Origin of the sequence: Bradyrhizobium sp. 197, assembly GCF_023073375.1 — a bacterium.
Lineage (GTDB): Bacteria > Pseudomonadota > Alphaproteobacteria > Rhizobiales > Xanthobacteraceae > Bradyrhizobium.
Genome location: NZ_JADPJJ010000001.1, coordinates 1 through 22,425, shown reverse-complemented (window position 1 = coordinate 22,425; position 22,425 = coordinate 1). Strand labels below are relative to the sequence as shown.

General features: G+C 57.8%; 20 protein-coding genes and 1 pseudogene. 10 read left to right on the top strand and 11 right to left on the bottom strand.

Annotation, left to right across the window (positions count from 1 at the left end; translation table 11 throughout):
* Positions 1–279 precede the first annotated feature (279 nt).
* Positions 280–422, bottom strand: a pseudogene (locus IVB27_RS00105) (cold-shock protein).
* 103 nt (positions 423–525) lie between these two features.
* Positions 526–783 (bottom strand): hypothetical protein, encoded by a 258-nt coding sequence (locus IVB27_RS00100; protein WP_247440425.1) that lies wholly within the window; start codon positions 781–783, stop codon positions 526–528.
* Positions 784–1,866: 1,083 nt separating this feature from the next.
* On the opposite strand from IVB27_RS00100, the gene IVB27_RS00095 reads away from it, so the two are divergent.
* Positions 1,867–3,279 (top strand): MATE family efflux transporter, encoded by a 1,413-nt coding sequence (locus tag IVB27_RS00095; protein ID WP_247440423.1) that lies wholly within the window; start codon positions 1,867–1,869, stop codon positions 3,277–3,279.
* Between the two features lie 1,029 nt (positions 3,280–4,308).
* The gene (locus IVB27_RS00090) at positions 4,309–4,551 is read left to right on the top strand and encodes an alkaline phosphatase family protein (protein WP_247440421.1); all 243 of its coding nucleotides are present in this window, start codon (positions 4,309–4,311) and stop codon (positions 4,549–4,551) included.
* Positions 4,552–4,958: 407 nt separating this feature from the next.
* Here the strand turns inward: IVB27_RS00090 and IVB27_RS00085 are convergent, their stop codons facing one another.
* Both IVB27_RS00085 and IVB27_RS00080 read right to left on the bottom strand, forming a co-directional pair.
* Positions 4,959–5,354 carry a hypothetical protein gene (locus IVB27_RS00085; protein WP_247440419.1) on the bottom strand — a complete coding sequence of 132 codons (396 nt, stop codon included), beginning with the start codon at positions 5,352–5,354 and terminating at the stop codon, positions 4,959–4,961.
* Between the two features lie 5 nt (positions 5,355–5,359).
* Positions 5,360–5,776 carry an alkaline phosphatase family protein gene (locus IVB27_RS00080; RefSeq protein ID WP_247440417.1) on the bottom strand — a complete coding sequence of 139 codons (417 nt, stop codon included), beginning with the start codon at positions 5,774–5,776 and terminating at the stop codon, positions 5,360–5,362.
* Between the two features lie 749 nt (positions 5,777–6,525).
* Here IVB27_RS00080 and IVB27_RS00075 point away from each other — a divergent pair.
* Both IVB27_RS00075 and IVB27_RS00070 read left to right on the top strand, forming a co-directional pair.
* Complete coding sequence (locus tag IVB27_RS00075; protein WP_247440415.1) at positions 6,526–6,726, top strand: hypothetical protein; 201 nt, start codon at positions 6,526–6,528, stop codon at positions 6,724–6,726.
* Positions 6,713–9,181 carry an AAA family ATPase gene (locus tag IVB27_RS00070; protein WP_247440412.1) on the top strand — a complete coding sequence of 823 codons (2,469 nt, stop codon included), beginning with the start codon at positions 6,713–6,715 and terminating at the stop codon, positions 9,179–9,181. Before IVB27_RS00075 ends, IVB27_RS00070 begins: the two co-directional genes overlap by 14 nt.
* A gap of 653 nt (positions 9,182–9,834) precedes the next feature.
* Here the strand turns inward: IVB27_RS00070 and IVB27_RS00065 are convergent.
* The gene (locus IVB27_RS00065; RefSeq protein WP_247440410.1) at positions 9,835–11,076 is read right to left on the bottom strand and encodes a cytochrome P450; all 1,242 of its coding nucleotides are present in this window, start codon (positions 11,074–11,076) and stop codon (positions 9,835–9,837) included.
* Between IVB27_RS00065 and IVB27_RS00060 the strand changes: the two genes are divergently transcribed.
* On the top strand, positions 11,075–11,461 hold the full coding sequence (locus IVB27_RS00060) for a hypothetical protein (RefSeq protein ID WP_247440409.1): 387 nt from the start codon (positions 11,075–11,077) through the stop codon (positions 11,459–11,461). The two genes, IVB27_RS00065 and IVB27_RS00060, sit on opposite strands and share 2 nt — an antisense overlap.
* A 442-nt stretch (positions 11,462–11,903) precedes the next feature.
* Here IVB27_RS00060 and IVB27_RS00055 read toward each other — a convergent pair whose 3' ends face one another.
* Positions 11,904–12,122 carry a hypothetical protein gene (locus IVB27_RS00055; protein WP_247440407.1) on the bottom strand — a complete coding sequence of 73 codons (219 nt, stop codon included), beginning with the start codon at positions 12,120–12,122 and terminating at the stop codon, positions 11,904–11,906.
* A gap of 383 nt (positions 12,123–12,505) precedes the next feature.
* Here IVB27_RS00055 and IVB27_RS00050 point away from each other — a divergent pair, with 383 nt between their 5' ends.
* Positions 12,506–13,498, top strand: coding sequence for a hypothetical protein (locus IVB27_RS00050; RefSeq protein ID WP_247440406.1), 993 nt, complete (start codon positions 12,506–12,508; stop codon positions 13,496–13,498).
* A gap of 160 nt (positions 13,499–13,658) precedes the next feature.
* Entirely contained in the window at positions 13,659–14,147 is a 489-nt protein-coding gene (locus tag IVB27_RS00045; RefSeq protein ID WP_247440404.1) for a hypothetical protein, read from the top strand.
* Positions 14,148–14,212: 65 nt separating this feature from the next.
* Here the strand turns inward: IVB27_RS00045 and IVB27_RS00040 are convergent, their stop codons facing one another.
* Entirely contained in the window at positions 14,213–14,422 is a 210-nt protein-coding gene (locus IVB27_RS00040) for a hypothetical protein (protein WP_157642935.1), read from the bottom strand.
* A 972-nt stretch (positions 14,423–15,394) separates the two neighbouring features.
* On the opposite strand from IVB27_RS00040, the gene IVB27_RS00035 reads away from it, so the two are divergent.
* From IVB27_RS00035 to IVB27_RS43505, 3 genes are all read left to right on the top strand, one after another.
* Positions 15,395–15,913: a hypothetical protein gene (locus IVB27_RS00035; protein ID WP_247440402.1), complete on the top strand. Its 519-nt coding sequence runs from the start codon at positions 15,395–15,397 to the stop codon at positions 15,911–15,913.
* A gap of 118 nt (positions 15,914–16,031) precedes the next feature.
* Positions 16,032–16,265: a hypothetical protein gene (locus IVB27_RS00030; RefSeq protein ID WP_247344827.1), complete on the top strand. Its 234-nt coding sequence runs from the start codon at positions 16,032–16,034 to the stop codon at positions 16,263–16,265.
* Positions 16,266–16,348: 83 nt separating this feature from the next.
* Positions 16,349–16,510: a hypothetical protein gene (locus IVB27_RS43505; RefSeq protein ID WP_524536455.1), complete on the top strand. Its 162-nt coding sequence runs from the start codon at positions 16,349–16,351 to the stop codon at positions 16,508–16,510.
* 928 nt (positions 16,511–17,438) lie between these two features.
* Here the strand turns inward: IVB27_RS43505 and IVB27_RS00020 are convergent.
* The 4 genes from IVB27_RS00020 to aepX form a co-directional block, all read right to left on the bottom strand.
* Positions 17,439–18,548, bottom strand: a complete 1,110-nt coding sequence (locus tag IVB27_RS00020) for a pyridoxal phosphate-dependent aminotransferase (protein WP_247440400.1) — start codon at positions 18,546–18,548, stop codon at positions 17,439–17,441.
* A 233-nt stretch (positions 18,549–18,781) separates the two neighbouring features.
* Positions 18,782–19,387 carry a CDP-alcohol phosphatidyltransferase family protein gene (locus IVB27_RS00015; RefSeq protein WP_247440398.1) on the bottom strand — a complete coding sequence of 202 codons (606 nt, stop codon included), beginning with the start codon at positions 19,385–19,387 and terminating at the stop codon, positions 18,782–18,784.
* A gap of 7 nt (positions 19,388–19,394) precedes the next feature.
* The gene (locus IVB27_RS00010) at positions 19,395–20,195 is read right to left on the bottom strand and encodes a phosphocholine cytidylyltransferase family protein (protein WP_247344838.1); all 801 of its coding nucleotides are present in this window, start codon (positions 20,193–20,195) and stop codon (positions 19,395–19,397) included.
* 362 nt (positions 20,196–20,557) lie between these two features.
* Positions 20,558–21,430 (bottom strand): phosphoenolpyruvate mutase, encoded by an 873-nt coding sequence (gene aepX, locus IVB27_RS00005; protein WP_247298777.1) that lies wholly within the window; start codon positions 21,428–21,430, stop codon positions 20,558–20,560.
* Positions 21,431–22,425: the final 995 nt, after the last annotated feature.

Sequence of the window (22,425 nt, the reverse complement as noted above, 5' to 3'; positions counted from 1 at the left end):
CGCTTGAAGCAGCCGAGAGATTTGTCGCATCCCTCACTGCAATGTCTGCTTGAGAATGCGATCGCGATAAGCGCCTCGCATGGCGCTCCGATGCGCGCCGCTGATCGTGCGTCGGACAGGAAACGGCCTCAGGCCGCGGGATTTGCTAAGTCGATGCTTCTCGCGCAAGCCAGAAGCTAATTCAGGAACCCCAAAGCTTGGCAGATTCCTTAGGGCAAGCCGATCAGCCGATGCGCAGATTTTCGGCGGTCGTCTGCCCGAACGACCAGCCATCAGCTCTTAGCCGACCCGAACGCCTTCCGCGAACTTGGTGTAGCCGGCCTTCTCGACCGCGCTGATGTGAACGAAGACGCCAGCTCCCCCGACTTCTGGCTGGTGAAGCCGTATCTCTTGGCCGAGTTGGACCACTTCACAGTCCCAATGCCATTGCATTATTTCCAAACTGAAGTTCCGCGATCTAATCGAAGAACTGCCTGACCATAAGGACGTCCGCGCGACCCCTCGCGTTGAGCGCCCGTCACGCGTCTACAACCGTTTACGCCCAGGACGGTTTCTGCGGGCGATCGGTCGTGGCGGCGCAGCCGGCAATGGCGCTCGCTCATCGCCAGCTGGCTCATCGGCCTGTGCCTCGGGCTGGCCTTGCGCCGCACATCGATCGAGCTTCTCAAGGGCCTCGAGGACCTTCCATCCCTCCTCAGTGATGGTCCAGTATCCCACCTCCCGGTCGATGAGCTTTTGTCCGAAGATATCGAGGTTCGGCTCGCGGCTCGCGATGCGCTTCATGCGCGCTGGCCACTCGGGTCCGCTGGTGTAAAAGATGGCCAAGTGCTGTTTGACGACTTCAAGAGCGGCTCGGCCGCCGGGCTGGCCGGCAAGTATCTTCAGTATGGATAGCTGAAAGCTCACATGCGCACGCAAAGATTCAAGGAACTCCCGACGATACCGGCGCTAGCCCCGGCCGGGTAGCGCACATCAGCGCTTTCAAACGAAAACCTTGCCCGATAAGGCTAACGAGGCAGCACAGTACCGCATTCATATGCAGCCTTTCCTGGACAACCCTGCGCAAGGCCCAGGAAGGGGAAGTCACGATCGACGTCTATGGCTTCCTAACTTGTGCCACCAATGTCGAGAGCACTTCATTTTCCAAGGTGCCAAGACTGGGATCGAGGCCACGCAGCTCATCAATGTGATTGCATATCGATACCTGTGATCCAGTCGAGCAAACGAGTCAATCCCGCTAGGTCCTCCTAACGGATGAAATCACGCTCGCCATGTGGCGCACCGCCGCCCTCTCGCCGCTGAGCAGGCGATGCCGGTTGTCTTGTTTGCGACGTGCTGTCGATCTCCCGACAAGTCCGCTTGGAGAAGAGCGAGCATCTATTCAATCCGTCGCAGTTGGCAGGGCTTTGAAGAGTGAAATGGGCTTTGAAGAGCGAGATCCCATCGATTGCTCAGGAGTGCAGAGATGGCTTGTGGGATGATAAGTCTTAAATTCGTGGCATGGATCGGGTCCGACTTCGGCCCTCCAATCTTTGGCATCAACGCAGTGGCCTGCGGATGAATCGCCTCTATGATCGACCTGGCTCCATCCCGATGCGCGCCGTTTCCATTGCACGATTGCGGTGATTGGCCAATTCTGGCGCGGCATTTGCAACCTCTCCTTGGCGCTTATTGCATGCGAAAAGGGGCGCCGCGCTGGTCGAAGCCCAGCGGCCAAGCCGTGGTCCGTTTTTGCGTCTAAACGTGCGGTCGCACGAGGCTGCCCGCGAGCAGCATCGCAGGCTGACCGCGAATTCAAGTCAGAACGTAATACTCCCGTGACAGAAGCGGGATTTCGTTCGCCGAGGCAAACGGCGGCCTGATGATATGGACAAGATAGCCAAGACAAAGCCGGCATTAATCTGGCGACCAGAAGGGACGAGACGGGCAGCTATCCGTCGCTTCTCTATCGAGCTCGGCGAAACCGCGAAGCTCGCGTTGCCAATGGTGCTGACGCAGGTTGCGCAGGTTGCGATGATGACGACTGATCTTGCCTTCATCGGGCGTATCAGCGCTGAGGCGCTCGCCGCGGCAGCGCTGGCAGGCCGGCTCTATCTCATTAGCGTCACATTCGGCGTGGGACTACTAAGTGCCATTGCGCCTTTGGCGGCGCGGGCGTTTGGGGAAAATAATCTAGGCGCGGTACAGCGCTCGCTGCGCATGGGCCTATGGCTGGCCCTGATCCTGTCATTCCCGATCATTGCTGTGGCGCTGCGAGCAGAGCAAATACTGCTTGCCTTGGGCCAGACCCCAGATGTGGCGCAGCTCGCCCAGCAATACCTCTTCGGATTAGCCCTCGGCACGGCTCCGGCACTGGCGTTTTTGGCTATCCGCAATTTCATGGGTGGGGTCAATCGGCCACAGCCAGTCTTCTGGATTACGCTATCCGCCATCCCCCTCAATGCGTTGTTGGTCTATATTCTGGCCTATGGGAAGCTTGGGCTGCCCCGGTTGGAACTGTTCGGGGCAGGTCTTGCGACAACGCTGGTCAACTGCGGCATGTTTTTGGCGGGCTTGTGGTTCGCTGCACTGCGCCGGCCGTTCCGTGAGTACCATGTGCTTGCGGATCTCTGGCGTTTCGATTGGCGCGCAATGCGGCAGCTCATCGCATTTGGGACGCCGATCTCCATCGCTTCATTGATCGAGTCGGGACTATTTGTAGCCACGTCACTCGTTGCGGGCTCGATCAGCAACAGCGCACTGGCCGCTCACCAGATTGTTGTTCAGGTTTCCTCGACCCTGTTTATGATTTATCTCGGCATTGGGACGGCTGCTGCCATGCGCGTTGGCCATGCCGCCGGCCGCGACGACCGTGCAGGCGTCAAGCGGGCGAATCTGGCGGCGATGTTGCTCGGTATGGTCGTAGCTACAACGCTAACGCTTACGTTGATCACCGTGCGTTTTGAGGTCGTGGAGCTGTTTCTGGGCAGAACGGCTCGCGATTCGGAGGCAACGATCAGCCTCGCTGCAACGCTCCTCATCGTCGGCGCAACCCTCTTTATCACTGACGCCGCCCAGTGCATTACGGCAGGCGGCCTGCGCGGGCTGAAGGACACGCGGGTGCCGCTGCTGTTTGCGACTATTGCTTGGTGGCCGATCGGCTTTTCCCTCAGCTATTGGCTCAGTCTGAAGATCGGTTTGGGGGCCGTCGGTATATGGATTGGCTTGTCGACCGGATTCACAATCTATGCGGCGATCCTCGTGCTGCGGTTCCGCCACTTAGCAAGTCGCCCTCTCTGAGGCGCGCGCATCACTGATGCCAGCGGCGACGATATGCCCGGGTGCTTGCCCGTGCGGTTGTGACCGGGGCGAACGCCCGGACTGAAAATTGAAGGTTTCGCGTCACGGCGCGACTGCAAGGATAACATAACAAGAGATAGTAACTCGACTAGCATCGTAATTTTCGATCATTTCATTTCAAAAACGATAGCCAAAGTGGTTAGCTCGTTTGAGTGCGAGTAGGAATCCTCAAGGCGTCCCTGGCGATTTGCAGGCTTTCCAACATGTCACTTCTGCCAGAATGGCTCAACGGATCCCTCCCTTCGAGAGCAACGCCGGCAAATCGAGCAGCCCAGCGGCGCGCACCGGGCGTCGATACGATCACGCTTAGTCAGGGCATATAAATTTTCGAGACGCCGACCGGTGTCTGCGAGCGCCACAGCTGTGAAATGCCAAGCACACGAGATGCATCGCATTCGTAGGAAGCAAGCCGCCAGGCGAAACGATCCGCCGGCAGCATCAGTCACGCTTCCTGGCTCAATCGCGACGTCGACCAGATCAGGATCGGCTAGGGCGCCGAGCAGGTTCTCCTGCACGCGGCATTGCTACCCTTGCTTGCGAGGCCATGCTATCGACGGCTTGCTGGACATCCTACCTGACGTCCTCGCCGGAATTGGGCGATCCTCGGGGCCTGTGATGAATTCCGTGGCTTCACGCTGTGCCCGCAGAGGTGCATCAGGCGATCATAATCAGACCAAACCACTGACGCCGCAGCCTCCGTTCTAGACAAGCCGGGCCGATCTACAGCTGAGGAGAGCTGCTGGGGCTCGCACGCCGCTAATCCCGGCTCGGGAGGGACCGTCGCGCTGGCCGGGCTTTGGTCAGCATGGCTGAGAGCGCCATACCCGCATTGCGCTCGCGCTAGCGATCAGCCTCGGCTCCAAGTCGCTGGGCTGCGCCAGCCAGGTCCTGGTCGCTCCCGGTCCGTACGTTCCAGCTAGACGAAAGCTTTACATGTTCGACCGACCGAATCGGGATCGGGTTCTCATCGTGCTGTTCGATGGGCTTCGACCCGATCTCGTCAAACCATCATTGACGCCGAATCTGGTCAGGCTGCAGCGCCGCGGTGCGGTGCTGGCCAGGCAGCGCACGGTCTCGCCCAGCGAAACACGAATAGCGCTGATGAGCCTCGTCACTGGCGCGACGGCGGATCGCCACGGCATCATTGAGATCAATATCTCGACAGGCAGTCGCCCATACCGCGCTCTGTCGACACGAGCGACGCGCGCCTGATCGAGCACCTTGATGCCGCGAGCGAGGGCCATCTAGTCGGTGTGCCATCACTTGGTGAGATCCTCGCGGCGAACGGCAGGACCTTCTCAGTCCTCGCTTCCAACTCGGGGGAGGCAAGGCGCCTGCTGAACCATAAAGCTCGAAAGCTCGGACAAGTGACGCTCTCCGGCCACTTCCCTTGCATCGCGACCTCCGCCGAGATGCTCAGACAAGTGGAGACCCTGCTGGAGCCGACGCCTGCGGCGCCGCCCGCCGGCAACCCAGATCTTGCCTCTCAAGCCTTCCTGACTTCAGCGTTCCTCGACGTAATCTGGCCTCAAATTCGGCCCGACGTGCAATCCTCTCCTTCCGCTGCTGGTCTCGTATATCTTTTCAATCGTAAGAGGTACGTCCTGTCCTCCTGTCCATCATCGATAAAGACCTCTGCGAGCGCACGACCGGTCATCGTTGCCCGTCGCGAAAGGCCCAGAAGACCGAGCACTGTCGGCGCAATGTCGCAAATGCCTGAGGGAACTTGCGAGACGAAGTCGTTTTTCGATCAGCGGTCCCGCCAAGATGCCGACCGACGACATCTCGTTGGCATGCCACCCGCCGTGCACTCCGAAGCCGACCGCCCCATCCGCACTCCAGGTGCGGCTCATAAGGCCAAATGGATCGAGACCATCCGATCGGAACGAGAACAGAATGTCCGCCGATCGGGCATGGTCGGCGAACACCAAATGGCGGGCAAAGCTGCCCGCCGCAATGCCATAGGCCGCGCCACCGGCGGTAAACACCAGACCACACCAGGGCCGCTCGATCATCGATCCTACTGTGCGGCGGATAACGGCGTCCGATAGCTCGGCGAGGTAAATTGCTCCGACTTGGCCAGGTATGACGTGGCATGGATCCCGGCCGCCGGTGCCGGGCCGCAGCGCAGCCCGGCAGCCTCGAGCGTCTCAAATAGATCGGCCCGCGCATGCACCGTCACATGTCCATGACCGGAGGCGGTGATCAGGTGCACGCCAAGGGAGACGCCCTCAGCCTCCCATCCATCGAGCACGCGGCGCAACTGCCGATCGACAAAGCTGATCGCTGCCATCGTCTTTGGCGCGCCAGTCCCACAATCGTGCGAGGAAATATCGGGCTCCCGGGTGCATACCGGCAGCACCTTCGTCGTGTGCAGGTCGGTGAGGCAGTCTATGTTGATTTTGCTGGCGTCGTGGGCCGTCCCAACACCTGACATAACTCAAGCTCGATCTGCGTCCCGCAAGGGCCGGTCTGCTGTCATCGATGGTGAAATTCGTCGAAAAGTTCGATGGAGCGCCAAATTTAAGCGCTGGCTTGAGAGTCATTGCACAAATTCAAACCTCCATGTTTGCTACCACATACGAACAAATGCACCCATCTCCGTCGGGGACCAATTTATGTCGAAAGTTTCACCATTTCATTCAACGAAGCCTGGTGCGCGAAGCGTCTATCACGACAACGACAAGTGTACCGAGGGCAATAACATCGAACGGCAGAATCTCGCGCTGCGAACATTGCGGTCGCCTAGCCTAGTTCGCAGCTGCCGTGGCGGGTAAAAACGAGCCCCGCCACGGGTCTGGGGCAGGATAATATGTCAAGCTTGAGAGGGCAGCGTTCTTTGCTTCGTTCGCGTCGGCTTGGCCTCCGCGGTGTGCTCGCTGACTCAGTTCAAGTCAAACTCAAGCCGAGGTCACCGCAGTTTCTTTCGATGGTGATCGGTCGGCTTGATTGATTTTCAGGCCGCGCTTTTAAGTCGGCTTCATCGCGCCAGATGGGTGGCTCAGTTCTAATCTCAATTCATTCGGCGAAGCGTTCTGGGCGGCTTTGCAGGGCTAGTAACGTAAGCCATTAGCGGCGCATTGTGCACAACCATTAGGACCACGTCCGGAATCGCTGTTTGGCGAGACGTCTCGCGATTGACGCTGCCGCACAGAAGCAGGTGGCCAGCCCAGGAATAGCAACCATATGGCCGCTGACGATCTTCCCTTTTCATCTACGGTCTCATCCGTTGTCGATGCCTTCTTAAAAAAGCTCGAGGACCAGAAAACCCTTTCGCGGACGTCTTTGTCGGCGCTGCGAAAGGCACTGGCGGATCATCAATTGGACGCCGAGAGCCTACGGGCGGCCATTTTCAGCGCTGCTGAGCCGAGCAATGATCCAGATTGAAGAAATCGAAATTGTCGAGTTCCGTGGAATTCGTCATCTCAAGCGCTCGTTGGGCCGAAGGAGTTTTGGCATTGCGGGGCCCAACGGTACTGGCAAGAGCGGCATCGTGGATGCGATCGAATTTGCCCTCACCGGAAACATCACTCGTCTCGGCGGCGCGGGCACGGCGGAACTGAGTGTCAAGGCGCACGCTCCACACGTCGACGCGAGCAAAAAGCCCGAAACCGCGCTCGTTCGCCTGCAGGTCTATGCGCCCGCTCTCAAAAAGAGCTTCATAATCGAGCGGAGCGTCAAGAATCCAGGCGCCGCGGTACTCAAGCCAAGCAGTGCTGAAACCAGGGCGCTTCTGGCGCAGCTCGAAACCCATCCTGAGTTTGCCCTGTCTCGTCGAGAAATCATCAAATATATTCTCGTTCCTGCAGGCAAACGATCACAATACGTCCAAGAGCTGCTGCGCCTTGATCAGCTCGAAAAGCTGCGGGTCTCACTCCAACGCGTCGCCAACGATGCAAAACGCGACCACGGAAGGGCCGAGGTGGAGGATCGGCGGAGCAAGTCCGATTTCTTTCACCATCTCGGCATTGCCACTCCAAACAAAACTGATCTGCTTGCTTCTGTAAATGCTCGTCGAGCTGTGCTGAAGCTCGATCCTGTGGCGGACCTCGCGCCGGAAAATGCCTTGAAGGTAGGCATCAATCCAGATGCCGAGCACGAGGCGTCGCAGCCATTCTCCAAGCTCGGCGCCAAGAATGACCTTGCGAGCTTCCTGAAGAGGCTGGCTGTCTCGCAGGAAATAACCATAACCGGCGCAAAGTCGGATGCAGTCGGCGCTCTCGCCCAGCTCACGGACGATCCGGCTCTGTTAAGGGTTGTCAAGCAGCGCGCTTTGGTTGAGCGGGGTCTTGAGCTGGTCGAAGGCGACGCTTGTCCACTGTGCGACGGTCCCTGGGAGATGGCCCTCCTGGCAACACATCTTCAAGAGAAGATCGCAAAGGCAGATGCGGCCTCGACGGCATTGAAGCAACTGGCCCTGGCGATCGACCCTCTCGCGGCTCACCTGCGGGCGATGGCGCTTGACGCGGGCAAAGTGGCCGAATGGTGCGAAAAGGCCAATCCTCCTATAGATGCCACGTCGCTGCGGTCCCACGCAAAGGCCCTCGACGGTGACCGCGACACACTAGACAAGGTCGTCCGGGACCCGGCAGCGATCGCCCACGCGCTGCAAGCCCTTGGTCGACTGGGGGCATCGCCCGCGGTCGAGTTGCTTCAGCCCGCCGATCGTCTGGCGGCCTATATCGAAACGCTCTCCGACCCTTCAAAGGAGGAAGAAGCCAAGGAATTCTTGATCGTTGCCCAGGAGAAATACGATCAATGCCGTGGGACGCAGCAGGCCCTCAATATCGCGGCCCAGCAGGCCGAAACAGCTTCTGCGGTGTTTAGCCACTACGGTACGGTCAGCACCGCAATGTTGGAATGCATCTACGACAAGGTGCAGAAGGACTTCACCGAATACTACAGTTTCATCAACCGCGACGATGAGGCCAATTTCGAGGGCAAGCTCTCTGCATCATTGGGCAAACTGGCCTTCGATGTCGACTTTTACGGACGAGGCAGATTTCCTCCCGGGGCCTACCACAGCGAGGGCCATCAGGATGGCATGGGGCTTTGCCTCTATCTTGCACTGGTGAAGCACACGCTCGGCGATGGATTTACGCTTGCCGTCCTCGACGATGTGCTGATGTCGGTCGACGCCGGCCATCGTCGTGAGGTTTGCGCGCTCCTGAAGCAGAAATTTCCAAACACGCAGTTTGTCCTGACCACTCACGACGGCGTGTGGCTCAAGTTCATGCAGAGCGAAAAGCTGGTTCAGAGCACTCTTAGCTTTGGCGGCTGGACGGTCGACAGTGGCCCACAGGTCTGGAACGAGGGTCACGTCTGGACGCAGATCCAGAAACACCTCGCCAATGACAATGTATTTTTGGCGGCAGGGACTTTGCGACGCTATCTGGAGTTCACCTCGACGATCCTTGCGGATAATCTGCGCGCTCGCATCGAATATCATGGAAACGGACAATACGACCTGGGCGATCTCTGGCCCGGGGTGTTAGCCGCATGGAAGGCCCGTCTCAAAGAGGCGCGCGACTCCGCCTCCTCGTGGGGGAAAAATATTCAGGATGCCGAAGCGCTCCAGATAGAATCCAAAAAGCGGGTGGCGGCGACAAAGTCCGAAGAGTGGATGATCAACAAGGCGGTTCACTACAACGCCTGGGCGGACCTGCAATCGAAGGAATTCGCTGCGGTCGTGAGTTCGTTTCAACAATTGCTTCAACTGATGCAGTGCCCCAACACCGATTGCGGCGAATTCCTCTGCGTTTCGCCTATCAAGGGTGACAAGGAAGTGCTCCGCTGCAGTTGCAGCGCTGTCAGTCTCAACCTCGTGCCGAAGAAGAACTGATGCTCCTCGCCCGGCCCAGACCGTCGCTGACGCGTGTATGTGAACCTGTGGCCACGCACCCTCGAGGCCGGACCATGCGGTGAAGTTGGTCCGCTCGTCGCCCCGCGCGGGCTCTGGATCGACCGGCAGCGCCGATGACGGATCGCGATGATCGCGCATTCATTGTGGCCTGACACCGCTATGATGATGGGCGCTGCACCTGGGGTTGGTGCCGACGATAATGGCCGCAGGGGTTCAGGATCAGGCCGCACGCCGGTCGGCGGCCGGCTTCTGCGCGGGCAGAAGGCCACTGAATCGCGAACAGTGCATTCGCCGGACCGGCTGTCTTCGAAGCGATAAGCCGGCACCGGAGGACCGCTGCGACCAAAGGTTCCGGCTTGCGGTCTCGTTGCCGCTTACCTATCACCTTATACGCCCGTGCTCCGGTCTGAACCCGATTGTGACAGAGTTCCCGGACATGGACTTGATGCCTTTGAGAGATGCGTCACGCGAAGCGTAGTGGCGGACCAAGTTGGTCAAGAGGTGCGGGCTCCAGCCGGGATGGCGATCTTCAGCGGCGCGCGCCAGTGCGCGTGCAATGGCGTAACTGGTCATCAGAGAGCCCGACGACGGTCCTGCCGTGTAGCTCACGCATCATTTCAGGGCGTCACAGCCTAGACTATGATTCGGACCGGGAGTGCGGAATAACCGTGCACGAAGTTCGATGCAACGCGCTCCGGATCGCCAACGACCTCGACCTCCATGCGCTTATTCAGTATCTCCTCCCAGAGGATTCTAAGCTGCAGCCGCGCGAGATGTCGACCAAGGCAACGATGGATGCCGTATCCGAACGAGAGATGTTGGCGCACGTTCTTGCGATCGATCGTAAATTTGTTGGCGTCCTCGATGACCTCATCGTCCCGGTTGCCAGAGATGTACCACATCACGACCTTGTCGCCTCGCCTGATTTGTTTGCCTCCCATGATGATGTCCGCGGTGGCGTTGCGGCGCATATGTGCGATGGGCGTTTGGTATCGAATAATCTCGGACACAGCGCTCGACACCAAGGCGGGATTATCTCGCAGCTTTCGTAGCTCGGAGGGGTGCTGGTTCATGAACAGCAGGCCACCGGTGATCGAATTGCGCGTGGTGTCGTTGCCCCCCACGATCAGTAGAATGAGATTGCCAAGAAACTCACGTGGCTCCATATGCCGAGTCCCGGACGAGTGCGCCATCATCGAAATGAGATCAAATCGTGGCTCGGCATTTATCCGCTCCCGCCAAAGCCGAGTAAAATATGTCAAGCACTCGGACAGGATTGCGCTTCGCTTGCCCCAGCTGTCGATCGCCTGCCCAACCGTCGGCGCTGCAACGGCTACGTCCGACCAGTACGTCAGGAGCCGGCGATCCGCGAACGGAAAGTCGAAAAGTGTGGCCAGCATCTGCGTCGTCAACTCGATCGAGACCATATCGACCCAGTTGAAGGCTTCATTGCGCGGCAGGCCGTCAAGGATTGTTCTAGCGCGACTGCGGATTAATCCTTCGAGTTTTTCCAAATTGTCCGATGCGAGTATCGGACTTACGGTGTTGCGCTGCGCGGCATGTTTGGGAGGACCTGCCTTGATAAAACTCGGTGTCCAATGTTCCTCGGGCACGTCGAGGATCGTGACACCTTGCGCTGACGAGAATATCTTATGATTTGTATCGACGGCCACGATATCGCGGTATTTGGTTATCGACCAATATGGTCCGTGTGGGCTGTCTTGGCAGTGGTGAACGGGATCTTCCCTTCGCAGCCGCTCGAAGCAGGGCCATAAGCTATCATCTTGAAATCGTCTAGGTTCGCTTACATCTAGATCTCTCAACGGGATGCCGCGCACATCTTCGCCTCCGTGCACGTTAAAGGGCGTTTTCATGACCGTGTCCTTTGGCCTTTTCTCTTTGAAGGACCCGATCTCGACAGGTCGTAACCGCATGGAGTGCGTGCCGAGTGCTTCAGCTGGGAAGAGCTTCTCGCCGAAGCGGCAAAGAATACTCGAAAAACTGAGCGGCGCCCCCTGCCAGTTCCGGCAGGAGCGAGATCGCCGCCACTTTGTCTATGCGAGCGGAACGCCGCCAGATGAGTCGGCCACGTCTCATTGCGGAAGAGTCGCGGCGGCCCGCTTGAATTGTGGCCGCTGCGAAATAAGGCCTGACTTCGGCATGCTCAATCTGAACAACGCGATCGGGCAGGGGACCGACGCGGTGGTCGCGGTCGCGCGTTCAATCAAACAGAGGATGGAGATGTTTAGACCATTGTGAACATGGTGATCCATGCCGCAAGAGACCTTGAAGCCCAGCGATCTAGAGTGGGCCAAGTAGCCTGCAGAAAAGGAACGATGTGCGGCTTTGCTCTTGTCTGCAACCTGCTCACCCAGCCGCGGTTGCAACGTCCGCACACACAAGGGATCGTGTCGGTTAGCATGTCGCCATTCCAAATCCGTTCGGCGTGCAAAGTCCCACTGAATGAAGCCGTGTGCATTCGCTTCGAAAATGCTCGTGAGACGTAGGTTTGTATCCATTCGGCCCAAATGTGTTCGTGAGAGAACGGCCCCCCTCCGCAGAAAACGCATGTCTTGGGTGTTTCGCCTATCGACATCGGCCTAAGTATCATCTGGGGGCCCGTCCGAAGTGGCCAGTAAAACACACGGGTCACTTCTCATCCAATCAGGGAGCCGCGCTGCGCGTATTCTCAAACAGCCGTTCACCCCTTTAGCCGCTTAAGCAACGCAACGCGCTCGTCGTTTAATTCGCGAAGATATTCCGCATTGGAAAGCTGCGTCTCCTGCCACTCGATGCGATCTTCCGCGGTCCAAAGGTAACACTCGCGATCGAAGTGTGCTTTTTCGGCATTATCGTATTCTGTGTAAAGTTTGATATCACGTTCCACTTGGTCCAGTTGTTCCTGGATAGTTCTTGGCATCAGCCGTTCCCTTGGGCTTGCCTCCAGCCGGCGTTAGTTTTCGGCGCAATCTATGTGGCTAGCAACATGCGGTTCGCTCTCCTCGGTAGTTAGACGCATAGTTTGTTCGTAAAGGTTATTCCGTAAGATTGTCTTCATCTGCGCGACTGTCGATGCGACTTGGTTCGCGCAATGGCAGTCCTTCCACTCCCTCAGGGAGAGTTGGCCAAAATACAACCATACTCGGAGTACAGAACAGAGAGCGGCGACACAGAGCGCCGGCCGACTGCTACGGCCCGACTGCGGCGGGGGTTTCTCCTCCTTTACCCCGCCGCGCCCGAAATCAGATCTGCTGCAAAACGTCGGGCGTCCTCTTCTTTCCTCGCGCAATCAAGGAACAAGACTTGACAGTTCAAATCGGCGTCAATGGCCACTCCATGTTTGCCTCCGGGGCGTACCGCCAGATCAATGACGAGGACGTCTTCAAGACGCTCGCCGCACATAAACTCAAGCGATACCGCCTGACCATTCCTCTGGCGGCTGACACTGATCCATGGGTAGCGACGCGCTTCACCTCGATCGTGGGCCTTGCCGCCAACTATGGCGTCACTCTTGAACCTGTGCTGGCGCTTCCGCTAATGTGGGGCGACAAGACCGATGCCGGCAAGTATCCTGCCGGCGAAGCTGCTGCGATCTACTCCCAGGGCTACAATCGGACCCTGGCGTTTGTTCGCCAGTTCGCATCTTCAGTCGGCGACTGGGAACTTGGTAATGAGATCAATCTGACCGTCCGTGATGCCAACGGCTCTCCGTTGTTCGGCAAGGGGTGGACCTCTGCCGAGTTCGCGGCATATCCGTCGATGGCCGACTTCGCCAATCTCTTGCGGGGAATGTCGGACGCGATCGAGCAGGTACGCCGCGACACCGGCAGAAACCTTCGGCGCATCGTCGGCACCACATCGACGATGTTCGGCTACATCGACTTCATGAAGGCGAATGGCGTCAAGATCGATGTGCTCGGCTATCACTATTACGAGCATGCCGGCGTGGACCCGACGAACTACTGGGGCGGAGTTCGTCCCAATTTCAACCTGTTCACAAAGCTGTCGAGCTACGGCGTTCCAGTCGCCATCAATGAGATGAACGGCGCCGAAATCTACGACTCAACGTTCGTCAACACCTCGACGTCTGCGTCGATGTCGGCCTGCAACTCAAACCTGGATGCGATGCTGGCGAAGTTCTTTCAGTATTCGTTCATCGAGTGGATCGATCTCTACGAGCTGATCGACGAGCCGGACAAGACTGGTCCCGATGGTCGGTTCGGGCTGATGTTCAATCTGTCGACCTCGAAGCCGCTCATGTCGACGGTTGACAAGTATACGGGTGGACCCCAATAACAGCGGCGCTATTCCGGCGCAGATTTTCGGCTAGACTCCCTTCAGGGGTGAGCACATAGGGACTGCCTATCAACCTGTGGTATTTCTGCTAATGTTGTGGTCTAAAGCATTAATTGCCGTTCATTTGTTGGGAAACTCGCTCCTGCGCCGGGAGGGTCCAGTGCCTGATCAACACGACTCCACTTTGCGCGATGCGCATTGGAAAATGTACTCAGAGAATTCGATCCAAGCGCGTCATCACGAGACGCAGCGAGCGGCGGTAGCATCTACATTCATAGGCATTTCGGGCGCAGTCATCGCCTTCATGACTTCGGACAAGACGCTGAGTCCTTTGGACCTGCCGCCTGCACTGCTACTCGTTCTGCTCGGCATGTTCGGAGCAGTGTTTTCCGCGAAGCAATACGAGCGGATACAGCTACACACGCGGCGCGCACGGGGCTATCGTGATGCCTATGATGCGCTGCTTCCAGGGTCACCTCTGAGAAGCATCAGACGGATCGCGGATGATGACAACACGCGAGAATTTCCGAAACTGAGTGTTCTACGTCTGAATCAGTTTTGGATTGCGATGAACCTTGCGATCTCTGGACTTGGCGTTTGTCTCGTGATTGTGGCGCTATTCTTCCCGATTCGGGTCATAGCCCCGTAATGGCGTTCGTAGGTCGCCTTCTCGACGGTTGCCTTCACTCCCTTCAAGGAAAGGGAGGGGAGTGCTCAATGTACTCCGCTGGCCGTACCTTTCGAGATCGCGCGCGTCAAAGCCTCGAGGCGGGCTGCGATGCCGCTCATCCGGCGGGCCGCGTGTTGAAGCGCTACTATGTCGGTCGGCCCGGCGCCGGTCGCGAGATTGAGTTCGTTCTGCAGGTGCTGAAATTCCGCCTTGCACCGGTCCAGCTCGGCGAGAAGCATCGCGAATTCGTCCATTGGCGAACGGCCCTTCTGTTGCATGGGCTATGGCCACGATAAGAATAGTCCGACAGGGCTGTCAGGTGTCTTCTCACGGTGGGTAGTCCACCAGCATTCGATCGATCTCTTCAAGCCAGCGTTTGGAGAGGCTTAGGAGGAAGCCCACCATCCGTCCAGGAATGGCTCCGGCAAAGCCCAATCGACTTGGTTGTCGTTGTCAGGGGGAGCTGATAGCTCCTGCATTCCCCCTTAGTGCCGCGTGGCGACGGAGGCGAACAGACAAAGCGACCCGTTCACCACGTCGAACGCGGCGCGACGGAGGATGTGTCCAGCGTAGTGGAGGCACACCTCGGGCGCTTCGCTCAGCTTCTTCGACCAGATCTCGAAGATCTTCCAACTCTGAGAGCTGAGAAATGAGTTCACTAAGTCGTCGGGCACAAAAGATTGGGCGAGAGCTTCGCATAATGTCCTCCCCAGCACAAAAAGCACTATCAGGACGGCTTCAGAGCAAATAGCGCGAGCGTAAAAGTGAAAACTATCATGGGTAAATATCGGATTTCAATACGTCAGGCTAATTGCCGCAGGGTGGCTGCTTCGGTCAGCGCGGTCCGAGACCATTGAGAGAGCAAAAGGACCCCAGCTTCAGGGCGGTGAAGCTGGGCTGTCTTGAGGCTGCCCCTTGGGAAAGGCAGTCACCCGCTGGCTGGGCAACGGGAAAACTTTGCAATGGGGAAGTCGTTCCAAGCCGCTTGTCGGCCGCAGAATTCCCGGATGTTGACGCAAGCCGCTCCCTCTGGGCGCCGAGCGGTTGGGCTTGGCGGCATTTACCTTGTTTGAGATTCTGACCCCGGCTGTGCCGTTCTGAATCGAGGCGAGCCAGCAGTCACACGTCAGCCCACCGCTGCTCGTCGATTAACCACCCAGAGGCCGCATGAGATCGATCGTCACTGTCGCATCGCCCGCGTCAGATACCGCGCTGAACGGGTGAAATTGGAACTCGGCATTCCGAGCGGGACCACGACCAGCGACCCTATCCTTCAGAAGAAGATTGAGGAGGCCTCAGACGACATCGAGGCCGCGCTGGGCTTCCGCCTGGTGCGGGAGACCGCGGTCGAGACCTTTTGGCACGAGCAGTATGACGTCGCGCCGGAGAAGCTTGTTCTTGACCGGACGCCGGTGGCGGCAATTGCGAGCGTGGTCGTCGACGGGGTTACGATCGACGCCTCGGCCTATCGGCTCGATCCGAACACGGGTGAGCTGTTTGCGCTGGGCAACGGTTATCCCAGCGTCTGGGTGTTTTGCCGGAGCGTCGTCGTGAGTTCAGGTTCGATGCCCGACACACGAGCCGCCGTGTCTTCCACGTTCGTGACGAGGGCGAGAGTCCTCCGGAACGGTGCAGGACGTGCGAGCAGTGCGGCAGGGCTTAAAGGCTGCAGCGCTCCAGCTCGCGGTTCTGTTCGGGGGCGTGCAGAACGCGCGCATGCCGCGAGCGTTTGGCGTTACAGCTAGCGTTACAGCATGATGCACCGCCGCGCGCCACGCCCACCACGCAAGGCACCACCAGATGGCTTGCTACGACGACAAACTGGGTGACAGAAACGATTGCGGGAGACGACGAGGTATCACTGTGAGTAATCGTCACCACCGCCGCGCTGATCTGGCTAAAATCAAACGCAATACACCTGGCGCCTTGCTGACGTATCTGGTCGAGCCCGACGAACCGGCGCTCGATGGCATGCCGCTGCTCAAGGCTGCGGCGGGCCACTGGACCGGCCGGTCTCGAAGATGGTCGTCACTGCCTCATCTGCAGTTCATACTTGTGACCAGTCGGGACATCGGCGATGTTGCTCAGCACGCCTGACATCGCCAAGCCGACCAAGTTGGTACCGCCGGAACATGCCGGGCGTGCTGGGAAGCGTGATCTGCCCGTTGAGGGAGCCGTCCATGGGCGAGCTTAGCACGATTGGTCGGGATTTGGCTAAGTCGCTGTTCCAGGTGCATTGGATCGATGTCACGCGCGCGGTCCTGATGAAGCGGGTAAGTCGGGCAAAGGTGCTGGAGTATTTTTGCCAGCAGCCACGTTGTTTGGTTGGGATCGAAGCATGACCGTCAGCGCATCATTGGGGCCGCGAACTTCAGGCGCTTGGACATACGGTCAGACTGACACCTCCGAGCTATGTGAAGGCCTACCTCAACCGCAGTAAGAACGACGCGAATGATGCGGCTGCAATCTGTGAGGCTGTGACGCGGCCGCCGATGCGTTTTGTCCCGGTCAGGAGACGACGGAGCAGCAGCCGTTTTGATGCTGCACCGGACCCGACAATCGCTGGTGCGCCAGCGTACCAATGTTGAGCAATGCACTGCGCGAGCACCTGGCCGAACTCGGCATCGCGTCGGCCAAGGGGCGCAACGGGACAGCGGAGTTACTAAGGATTATCGATTGTCGGGGGCGAGACTACAAGGAACGGAAGCTGTCGCTCGCGGCATGAGGCAGGCGGACTACGAGATGGCAACACCAATAGACGAGCGCATGACGACTTAATGCAGATACCTCGTTCCGAGAATCGGGAGAACCCGCTTTCAGACGGTCAACGCCCGGTGGGCGAGGTAGAACATCGCGAAGGTGGAAATGATGAGGCTTGTCCGGGAGAACGACGCTCGCACTTGGACAGCAGACTCAGTGTGCGTGGCTTGAGGATGGGCATGTGACCCGATGGGGCAAGTTTCGCGCCTTATTGAGCGTGGCGGACTTCCGTCCGCCAGCGCGGACGCGCTCTTGTGTCACATACCAGATTAGGCAAGCATGAAAAGTGCTGTACATAGCCGATCCGCGCTGGAAGATTGTGGTCGCCGACCGCGCGAAGAGACCCGCGATGTGGTTGCCGGGGCGCCTTGATCTGCTTTGATTCCGCTCGACCGACCAGATAGAAGAAAAGCGTAATCGAGTTTTCTGTGATCGCAGCTCTGGCCCCAAACTAAAGTTTCGTTCCTTCTGGATCAGCCATGAGAAGGCTTAGTACCGGCGTCGGTTGCGCTAATCAGAGATGTCTTTCAGTGCTTCCACCAAAAGCCTATTGTCGTCTTCAGTGCGGCTTGCGATGCGCAGGAATCGTTTGCCATTCTGAAGAGTCTTGCCGCCATTGTGCCTGATCAATATCCGTCTATCTTTTAAGAGTGTTGAGGCGATCACGTCCCCATCCGGCCAATGGGGCGGGAGTTCGCAGAACACGAAATTTGCGTCGGGCTTCAGAACTCTCATTCCGTCGATGCTGCGCAGGTCTGCGTATAGTTTGTCCCTGTCGCTGCCCACCCTCACCCAACTCTGCTTTGCAGCGTGCGCCAGGTAAGGAAGCTTGCTTAGAAAAAACTCAGCAAACGTATTAACATTCCACGTGGGAAGGGCGGCTCTGATTTCGTCCATCGTCTGTACATTTGCTGATGCCGCATACCCGATCCGTAAACCGCATGTCCCGTAAATCTTTCCAAGACTTTTGAGAACGATCACATTGGGAAATTCCAGCAAGTGATTTTCCAGGCTTGCACTTCGCCCGAGCTCACTAAACTCGATAAATGACTCATCGATCAGTAGGAGTTGCTGTTGAGCTCGAAGCGCGGAAGCCAGATATAGTAAATCCGCATAGGGAACCATCCGCGAAGTGGGATTATTCGGCGATATCACGACTGCGCCGTCGACACCATTTGCACGCGCAAATGCTGCATAGCGGTGCACATCGAGTTCAAAATCTGGCGGTGACAGGAAAAAGCGTGACAACCGCCCGGGCAAGGCGGTGGTTTCATAGGGATTGAAGGTTGGGACCGGGACAGCAATCCGCAAACCCAGTCGGCCAAGGAGGATGGGAATCAGTTCAGCCACGCCATTGCAAATGACAAGATTATTAGCCGGCGTCTTCACCGCATCCGCAAGAAGCTGGATCAGCTGCGAATTAGGAGAGGGATAGCAAGTAATAAGCCGCGGTAGAGCGTTCTTAAGTTCGTCAAGGAACGCCTGCGGCGGAAAATATGGATTTACCAGAAGGACGAAGTCCTTGACGTCATATTTCCAATAGCCGCCGGGGAATCGGTTGACCAGGTCAGAAACCTCGTCCGGCCTAAGGGATGCGGCGATTTGTGCTGCGGTGTTCATGAGTGCGACTAGCTCAACGTTTCAGGGCAAATGAAAATCGTAGGATGGTCGCGATCTCCCGACAAGCTCCCGGCGAACAAGCATCGAGCGGTGCCGATCCGCGCGGATATGTTCTCGGCAGCAAGTCTGGTGCACGCCGCGGTTGACGAGACTACACGTCATCATGTGACCTGCATGGAGTGAAGCCTGCAAGCCCAAGAAGGCCAGTCGCTGGATCATACTTCCATCCGCAATCAAAAGGAGCGACTGGCTAAAAGCACCGATGACGCGACGGCGAAGATGCTTATTGCCGTATACATTGTTGCGCTGAGTGGTGGCACGCGAAGAGGCGCGACATGCGCTATAGCGAGCAGCAAGAAGGCAATGTTCACGACGTCCGGAAATGCTTCAGCAGGAATAAGAGGCTTAAAAAGAAATAGAAGCGCCAGGAGCGGCACGTCGTATGATAAGGGGATGCCCAAGAACCGTCCATCACGCGACCTGCCAAAGTTCGCAAAGTAGCTAAGCCTTATTGCTCCCGTCACCAGTAGAGCGGTTGCGGTCGCAAACGCGACTTGTGAAGCTTGGCTGACTTGCACCACAACTGCCGCAGGCACAACGGCTCCATAGACGATATCTGCAAACCCGTCGAGGCTCGCTCCCATTTTTGCGACATCTGGATCCCGACCTTTCGTGCGACCTGCCACAAACCCGTCCAGGTGGTCCGATAGAACAGCCCAAAGCGCCGCTGCCACACATAGCTCCAGGCGGTCAGAGAGAGCTAAAAACAGGCTGGCGGAGGAAAAGAGAAGACCTGTGATCGTTATCGCGTTCGCTGGATCCCAAAGGTATTTCAGCATTGAACTCTCACCTCGTTTGCAAATCACGTCTCGCCGCGTAGGCATTCGTTCGGTCCTTGAAAATGCGCTCGGCAATCTCCAAATCGTCAGCATTATCAATTTCGTACCAGCTGAGGCCGTCGCATCGCGCCGCGGCGAGCTGTAGGCCTCGCCTCTCTATCAGATAACCCAAAAGTTCTTCAGTGTAGGTCTGCCTAGCTCCAGCGGCGATGATATCGTCCAGTGTCGGAACGATCGTTGCCTTGAGTGTCGGCGCCGAAAGCCGTAGGAGATTCATCGTCTTGAAAAGCTTTGGGCCATCCGCAACAAGATCTGCCGCGGTTTGCTTCAGTCGAAAACCTGAGATGAAGCCGTTCTGCGACAACAGGACGGCCGACCCTTCCATTGAATCATCGAAGGGAACGACTGCAGCTACGTCGGTCCCCCGGCAGACCATCAAGTGTCGCAGCGCATCCTCTTCGAAAAAGACGTCGCCCTCGAGAAGAAAGCAGTCTCCGGAGATAAGAGCGTCGCGCGCCAGCCACAAAGAATAGGCGCTTCCGGTGCGGTCGAAGACGGTCGACTCGACATATTTGATTTTGAGCTCGCCAAAGTTGCTACCGCAGGCATATTGAATGGCGTCTTTGCGGTAACCCACCACGATCGTCACCTCTTCCACGCCGACAGCTTCCAGATTGTGCAGAGCGTTGTGAAGAATCGAAGTGCCGTTGACCTCGACCAGCGACTTCGGCCGCAGATCTGTCAGAGGACGCAGGCGAGAGCCGCAGCCAGCGGCCAGAATGATGGCGTTCTTGGGAGCATCGGTCACAGTTTAGTTCCTTTTTCGTCGCGCCTCTAAGGTGAAACACCGACGGACTTCTTGCGCCAGCTTAGGCGTGCTGAAGCGAGATCAGGTCTGCCGGAGCCATCTGAAAATGGAGCCCAAGCGTTAAGACAGACAAATGGTTCTCGTCGGTCCTTTCACCAGAGAGAAGGGAGGCGCTGGATCCGGTGCCTCGAGCTGCCGAGATGGCAAACTGCGCATTTCGGTTGAGTGAGGCGGGCTACGCTATCTCAGGACATCTCAGTGCAATGATTAGGCATTTGAGATTGCAGTCGAACTTGGCCAGCTAGGAGGAAGTCCAGGACAGTAGGTGGACAACGAAAATGCGCTCCTGTGTCGACGAAACCCTATTTGCGCAGTTCAGCGTCGGGACGCAAATATCGCGTTTCCGCACGGGCGAGTTCGTCGTACTTGAACAGTTCGAAGACTTCCTCGAGAGTAGCGATGTGCGGCTCAATGCTCGCGGTGCTTTCCTCAGCGATGATGCGACCGCAGACTTGACGCATTGCCGCTATTGCCGCTCGCATAGACTGGTTGGCCCAGATCACCGTAGAGATGCTGGCTTTTCGGTATACAGAAATCGGTGTTCGATAGTATTTCGTCGGAACGATCACGACCGGCAGTCTGTTCTGCCAAGCGCGCGCGAACGAAAGGACTTCGTCCGCGGTGCTCCTTCGCGAATGAATGAGGATCGCATCGGCTCCCGCGTCGGCGTAGGCGTGAGCGCGCGAAAGTGCTTCGTCCATCTCATGCCCAGCAATCAACGCCTCGATCCTTGCCACCAAGATCAAGTCGTCCGCGACTGTATCCTTCACTGCCCGGAGGCGGCCAGAGAATTCGTCGATATCGGCGAGGGGGTGCCGATGCCCAACAAACGAGTTCATCTTCGGAAAGCAACTGTCCTCGAGCGCCACGCCGGCTGCTCCACGCTGACGGAGGCTGCGTGTCACGAGGCGCGCGTTGTTGAAATTCCCGAAGCCGCCATCTCCGTCAACGAGCACAGGCAGTCCGCTCGAGTCCACGATCCGCTCGACTACATCTACGAGTTGGCTCCACGACGCTTCGTTGGCATCGCGGTAGCCCAGGGAGCAGGCAATTGACAGGCCGGACGCCCAGAGGCCTTTGAACCCCGCGCGCTCAGCGATTGCGGCGGAGAGACCATCATGCGCTTCCATGAGGAACGATAGCTCTCTGCGGCAGCAGATTTCGGCCCGCAGCATTTCAGCAGGTGAGGAACCAGCGGATTGATCAGGGCCGTTGGCGCGAACAGATGCTAATCGGTCTTGCATGCCACTTCCTTGTGATGACGGGCCTAACGTGTAGACCGGCCGATTTCATCAATCGATAGGTGACATGCTTCCGTCATCTAGATCAATTGCGAGGGTTGGTAGTTGACCGCGCCCGCAAACCTGCTCCGTGTCGGAGTGCTCAAGAGTCATCTTCCGCGTGGTCAATCGCTATGTCGGCAACTTGCAGCCCATGCCGAGCGTCTTTCCCAGCTATCCCGCGCCTGTGATCCGCAATCAACCGAAGCCGAGGACTGAGACGCGCGCTTAACTTTCACGCACGTTTCGTTTGTCTGTAGGGCGCCGCGGTCTTGCCTGTCCTGCCACGTGCGAGGCTCGGCTTGTGGCGGCTTCAAACACACCGCAATACGTCCGTCGAGTTGCCATAGCTCGATGTCGTTGGCATCAACTAGCTGCTGAGCACGTTCCTGTGCTTTTTGCTCGTCGGCACACTGCAAATTGGCCACGCTTATAACGTGGCGGTCGTGATCCAAAAGGTAAGCTCGGTAGTGCGCCATCCCCTCCCCAAGAAATTGACCGGGCCTAGACCCTCGCTGGCTTGATCATCGGACCATCACCTCAATCCTTCAATGAGCGTTCTCCGGCCGAGCGCATCGTTCGCCGTCAGAAGCGAACCGCCAAGCATTGCCAAGTAGTTTGGCAACTCGCAATCGGGAAGCGCGTTCATACTGCGCACAAACGAGGCGACCGAGTTCCTAAGATCAGCTCGGTCGAGATGACTGACAGCCCGCTGCTTGCACCGCTCGACATATTCGTCGCGCGTCATTTCAATTAGGGTCTGTACCTAATTAGCGAGTTCTGATTCCCTGGTGCCAAGTTGATTCGGCACGGGGGACTTCGATGCGCAAAGGACTGTTCTGGCTCAACGACAAGCAGTGGGCTCAGATAGAGCCGCATCTGCCAACGAA

Excerpts from the sequence above, each read along its gene's own strand:
- IVB27_RS00100 (WP_247440425.1), bottom strand. The coding sequence starts at position 783 with ATGAAGCGCATCGCGAGCCGCGAGCCGAACCTCGATATCTTCGGACAA.
- IVB27_RS00095 (WP_247440423.1), top strand. The coding sequence starts at position 1,867 with ATGGACAAGATAGCCAAGACAAAGCCGGCATTAATCTGGCGACCAGAA.
- IVB27_RS00085 (WP_247440419.1), bottom strand. The coding sequence starts at position 5,354 with ATGATCGAGCGGCCCTGGTGTGGTCTGGTGTTTACCGCCGGTGGCGCG.
- IVB27_RS00080 (WP_247440417.1), bottom strand. The coding sequence starts at position 5,776 with ATGTCAGGTGTTGGGACGGCCCACGACGCCAGCAAAATCAACATAGAC.
- IVB27_RS00075 (WP_247440415.1), top strand. The coding sequence starts at position 6,526 with ATGGCCGCTGACGATCTTCCCTTTTCATCTACGGTCTCATCCGTTGTC.
- IVB27_RS00070 (WP_247440412.1), top strand. The coding sequence starts at position 6,713 with ATGATCCAGATTGAAGAAATCGAAATTGTCGAGTTCCGTGGAATTCGT.
- IVB27_RS00060 (WP_247440409.1), top strand. The coding sequence starts at position 11,075 with ATGACCGTGTCCTTTGGCCTTTTCTCTTTGAAGGACCCGATCTCGACA.
- IVB27_RS00065 (WP_247440410.1), bottom strand. The coding sequence starts at position 11,076 with ATGAAAACGCCCTTTAACGTGCACGGAGGCGAAGATGTGCGCGGCATC.
- IVB27_RS00055 (WP_247440407.1), bottom strand. The coding sequence starts at position 12,122 with ATGCCAAGAACTATCCAGGAACAACTGGACCAAGTGGAACGTGATATC.
- IVB27_RS00040 (WP_157642935.1), bottom strand. The coding sequence starts at position 14,422 with ATGGACGAATTCGCGATGCTTCTCGCCGAGCTGGACCGGTGCAAGGCG.
- IVB27_RS43505 (WP_524536455.1), top strand. The coding sequence starts at position 16,349 with ATGGGCGAGCTTAGCACGATTGGTCGGGATTTGGCTAAGTCGCTGTTC.
- IVB27_RS00020 (WP_247440400.1), bottom strand. The coding sequence starts at position 18,548 with ATGAACACCGCAGCACAAATCGCCGCATCCCTTAGGCCGGACGAGGTT.
- IVB27_RS00015 (WP_247440398.1), bottom strand. The coding sequence starts at position 19,387 with ATGCTGAAATACCTTTGGGATCCAGCGAACGCGATAACGATCACAGGT.
- aepX (WP_247298777.1), bottom strand. The coding sequence starts at position 21,430 with ATGCTGCGGGCCGAAATCTGCTGCCGCAGAGAGCTATCGTTCCTCATG.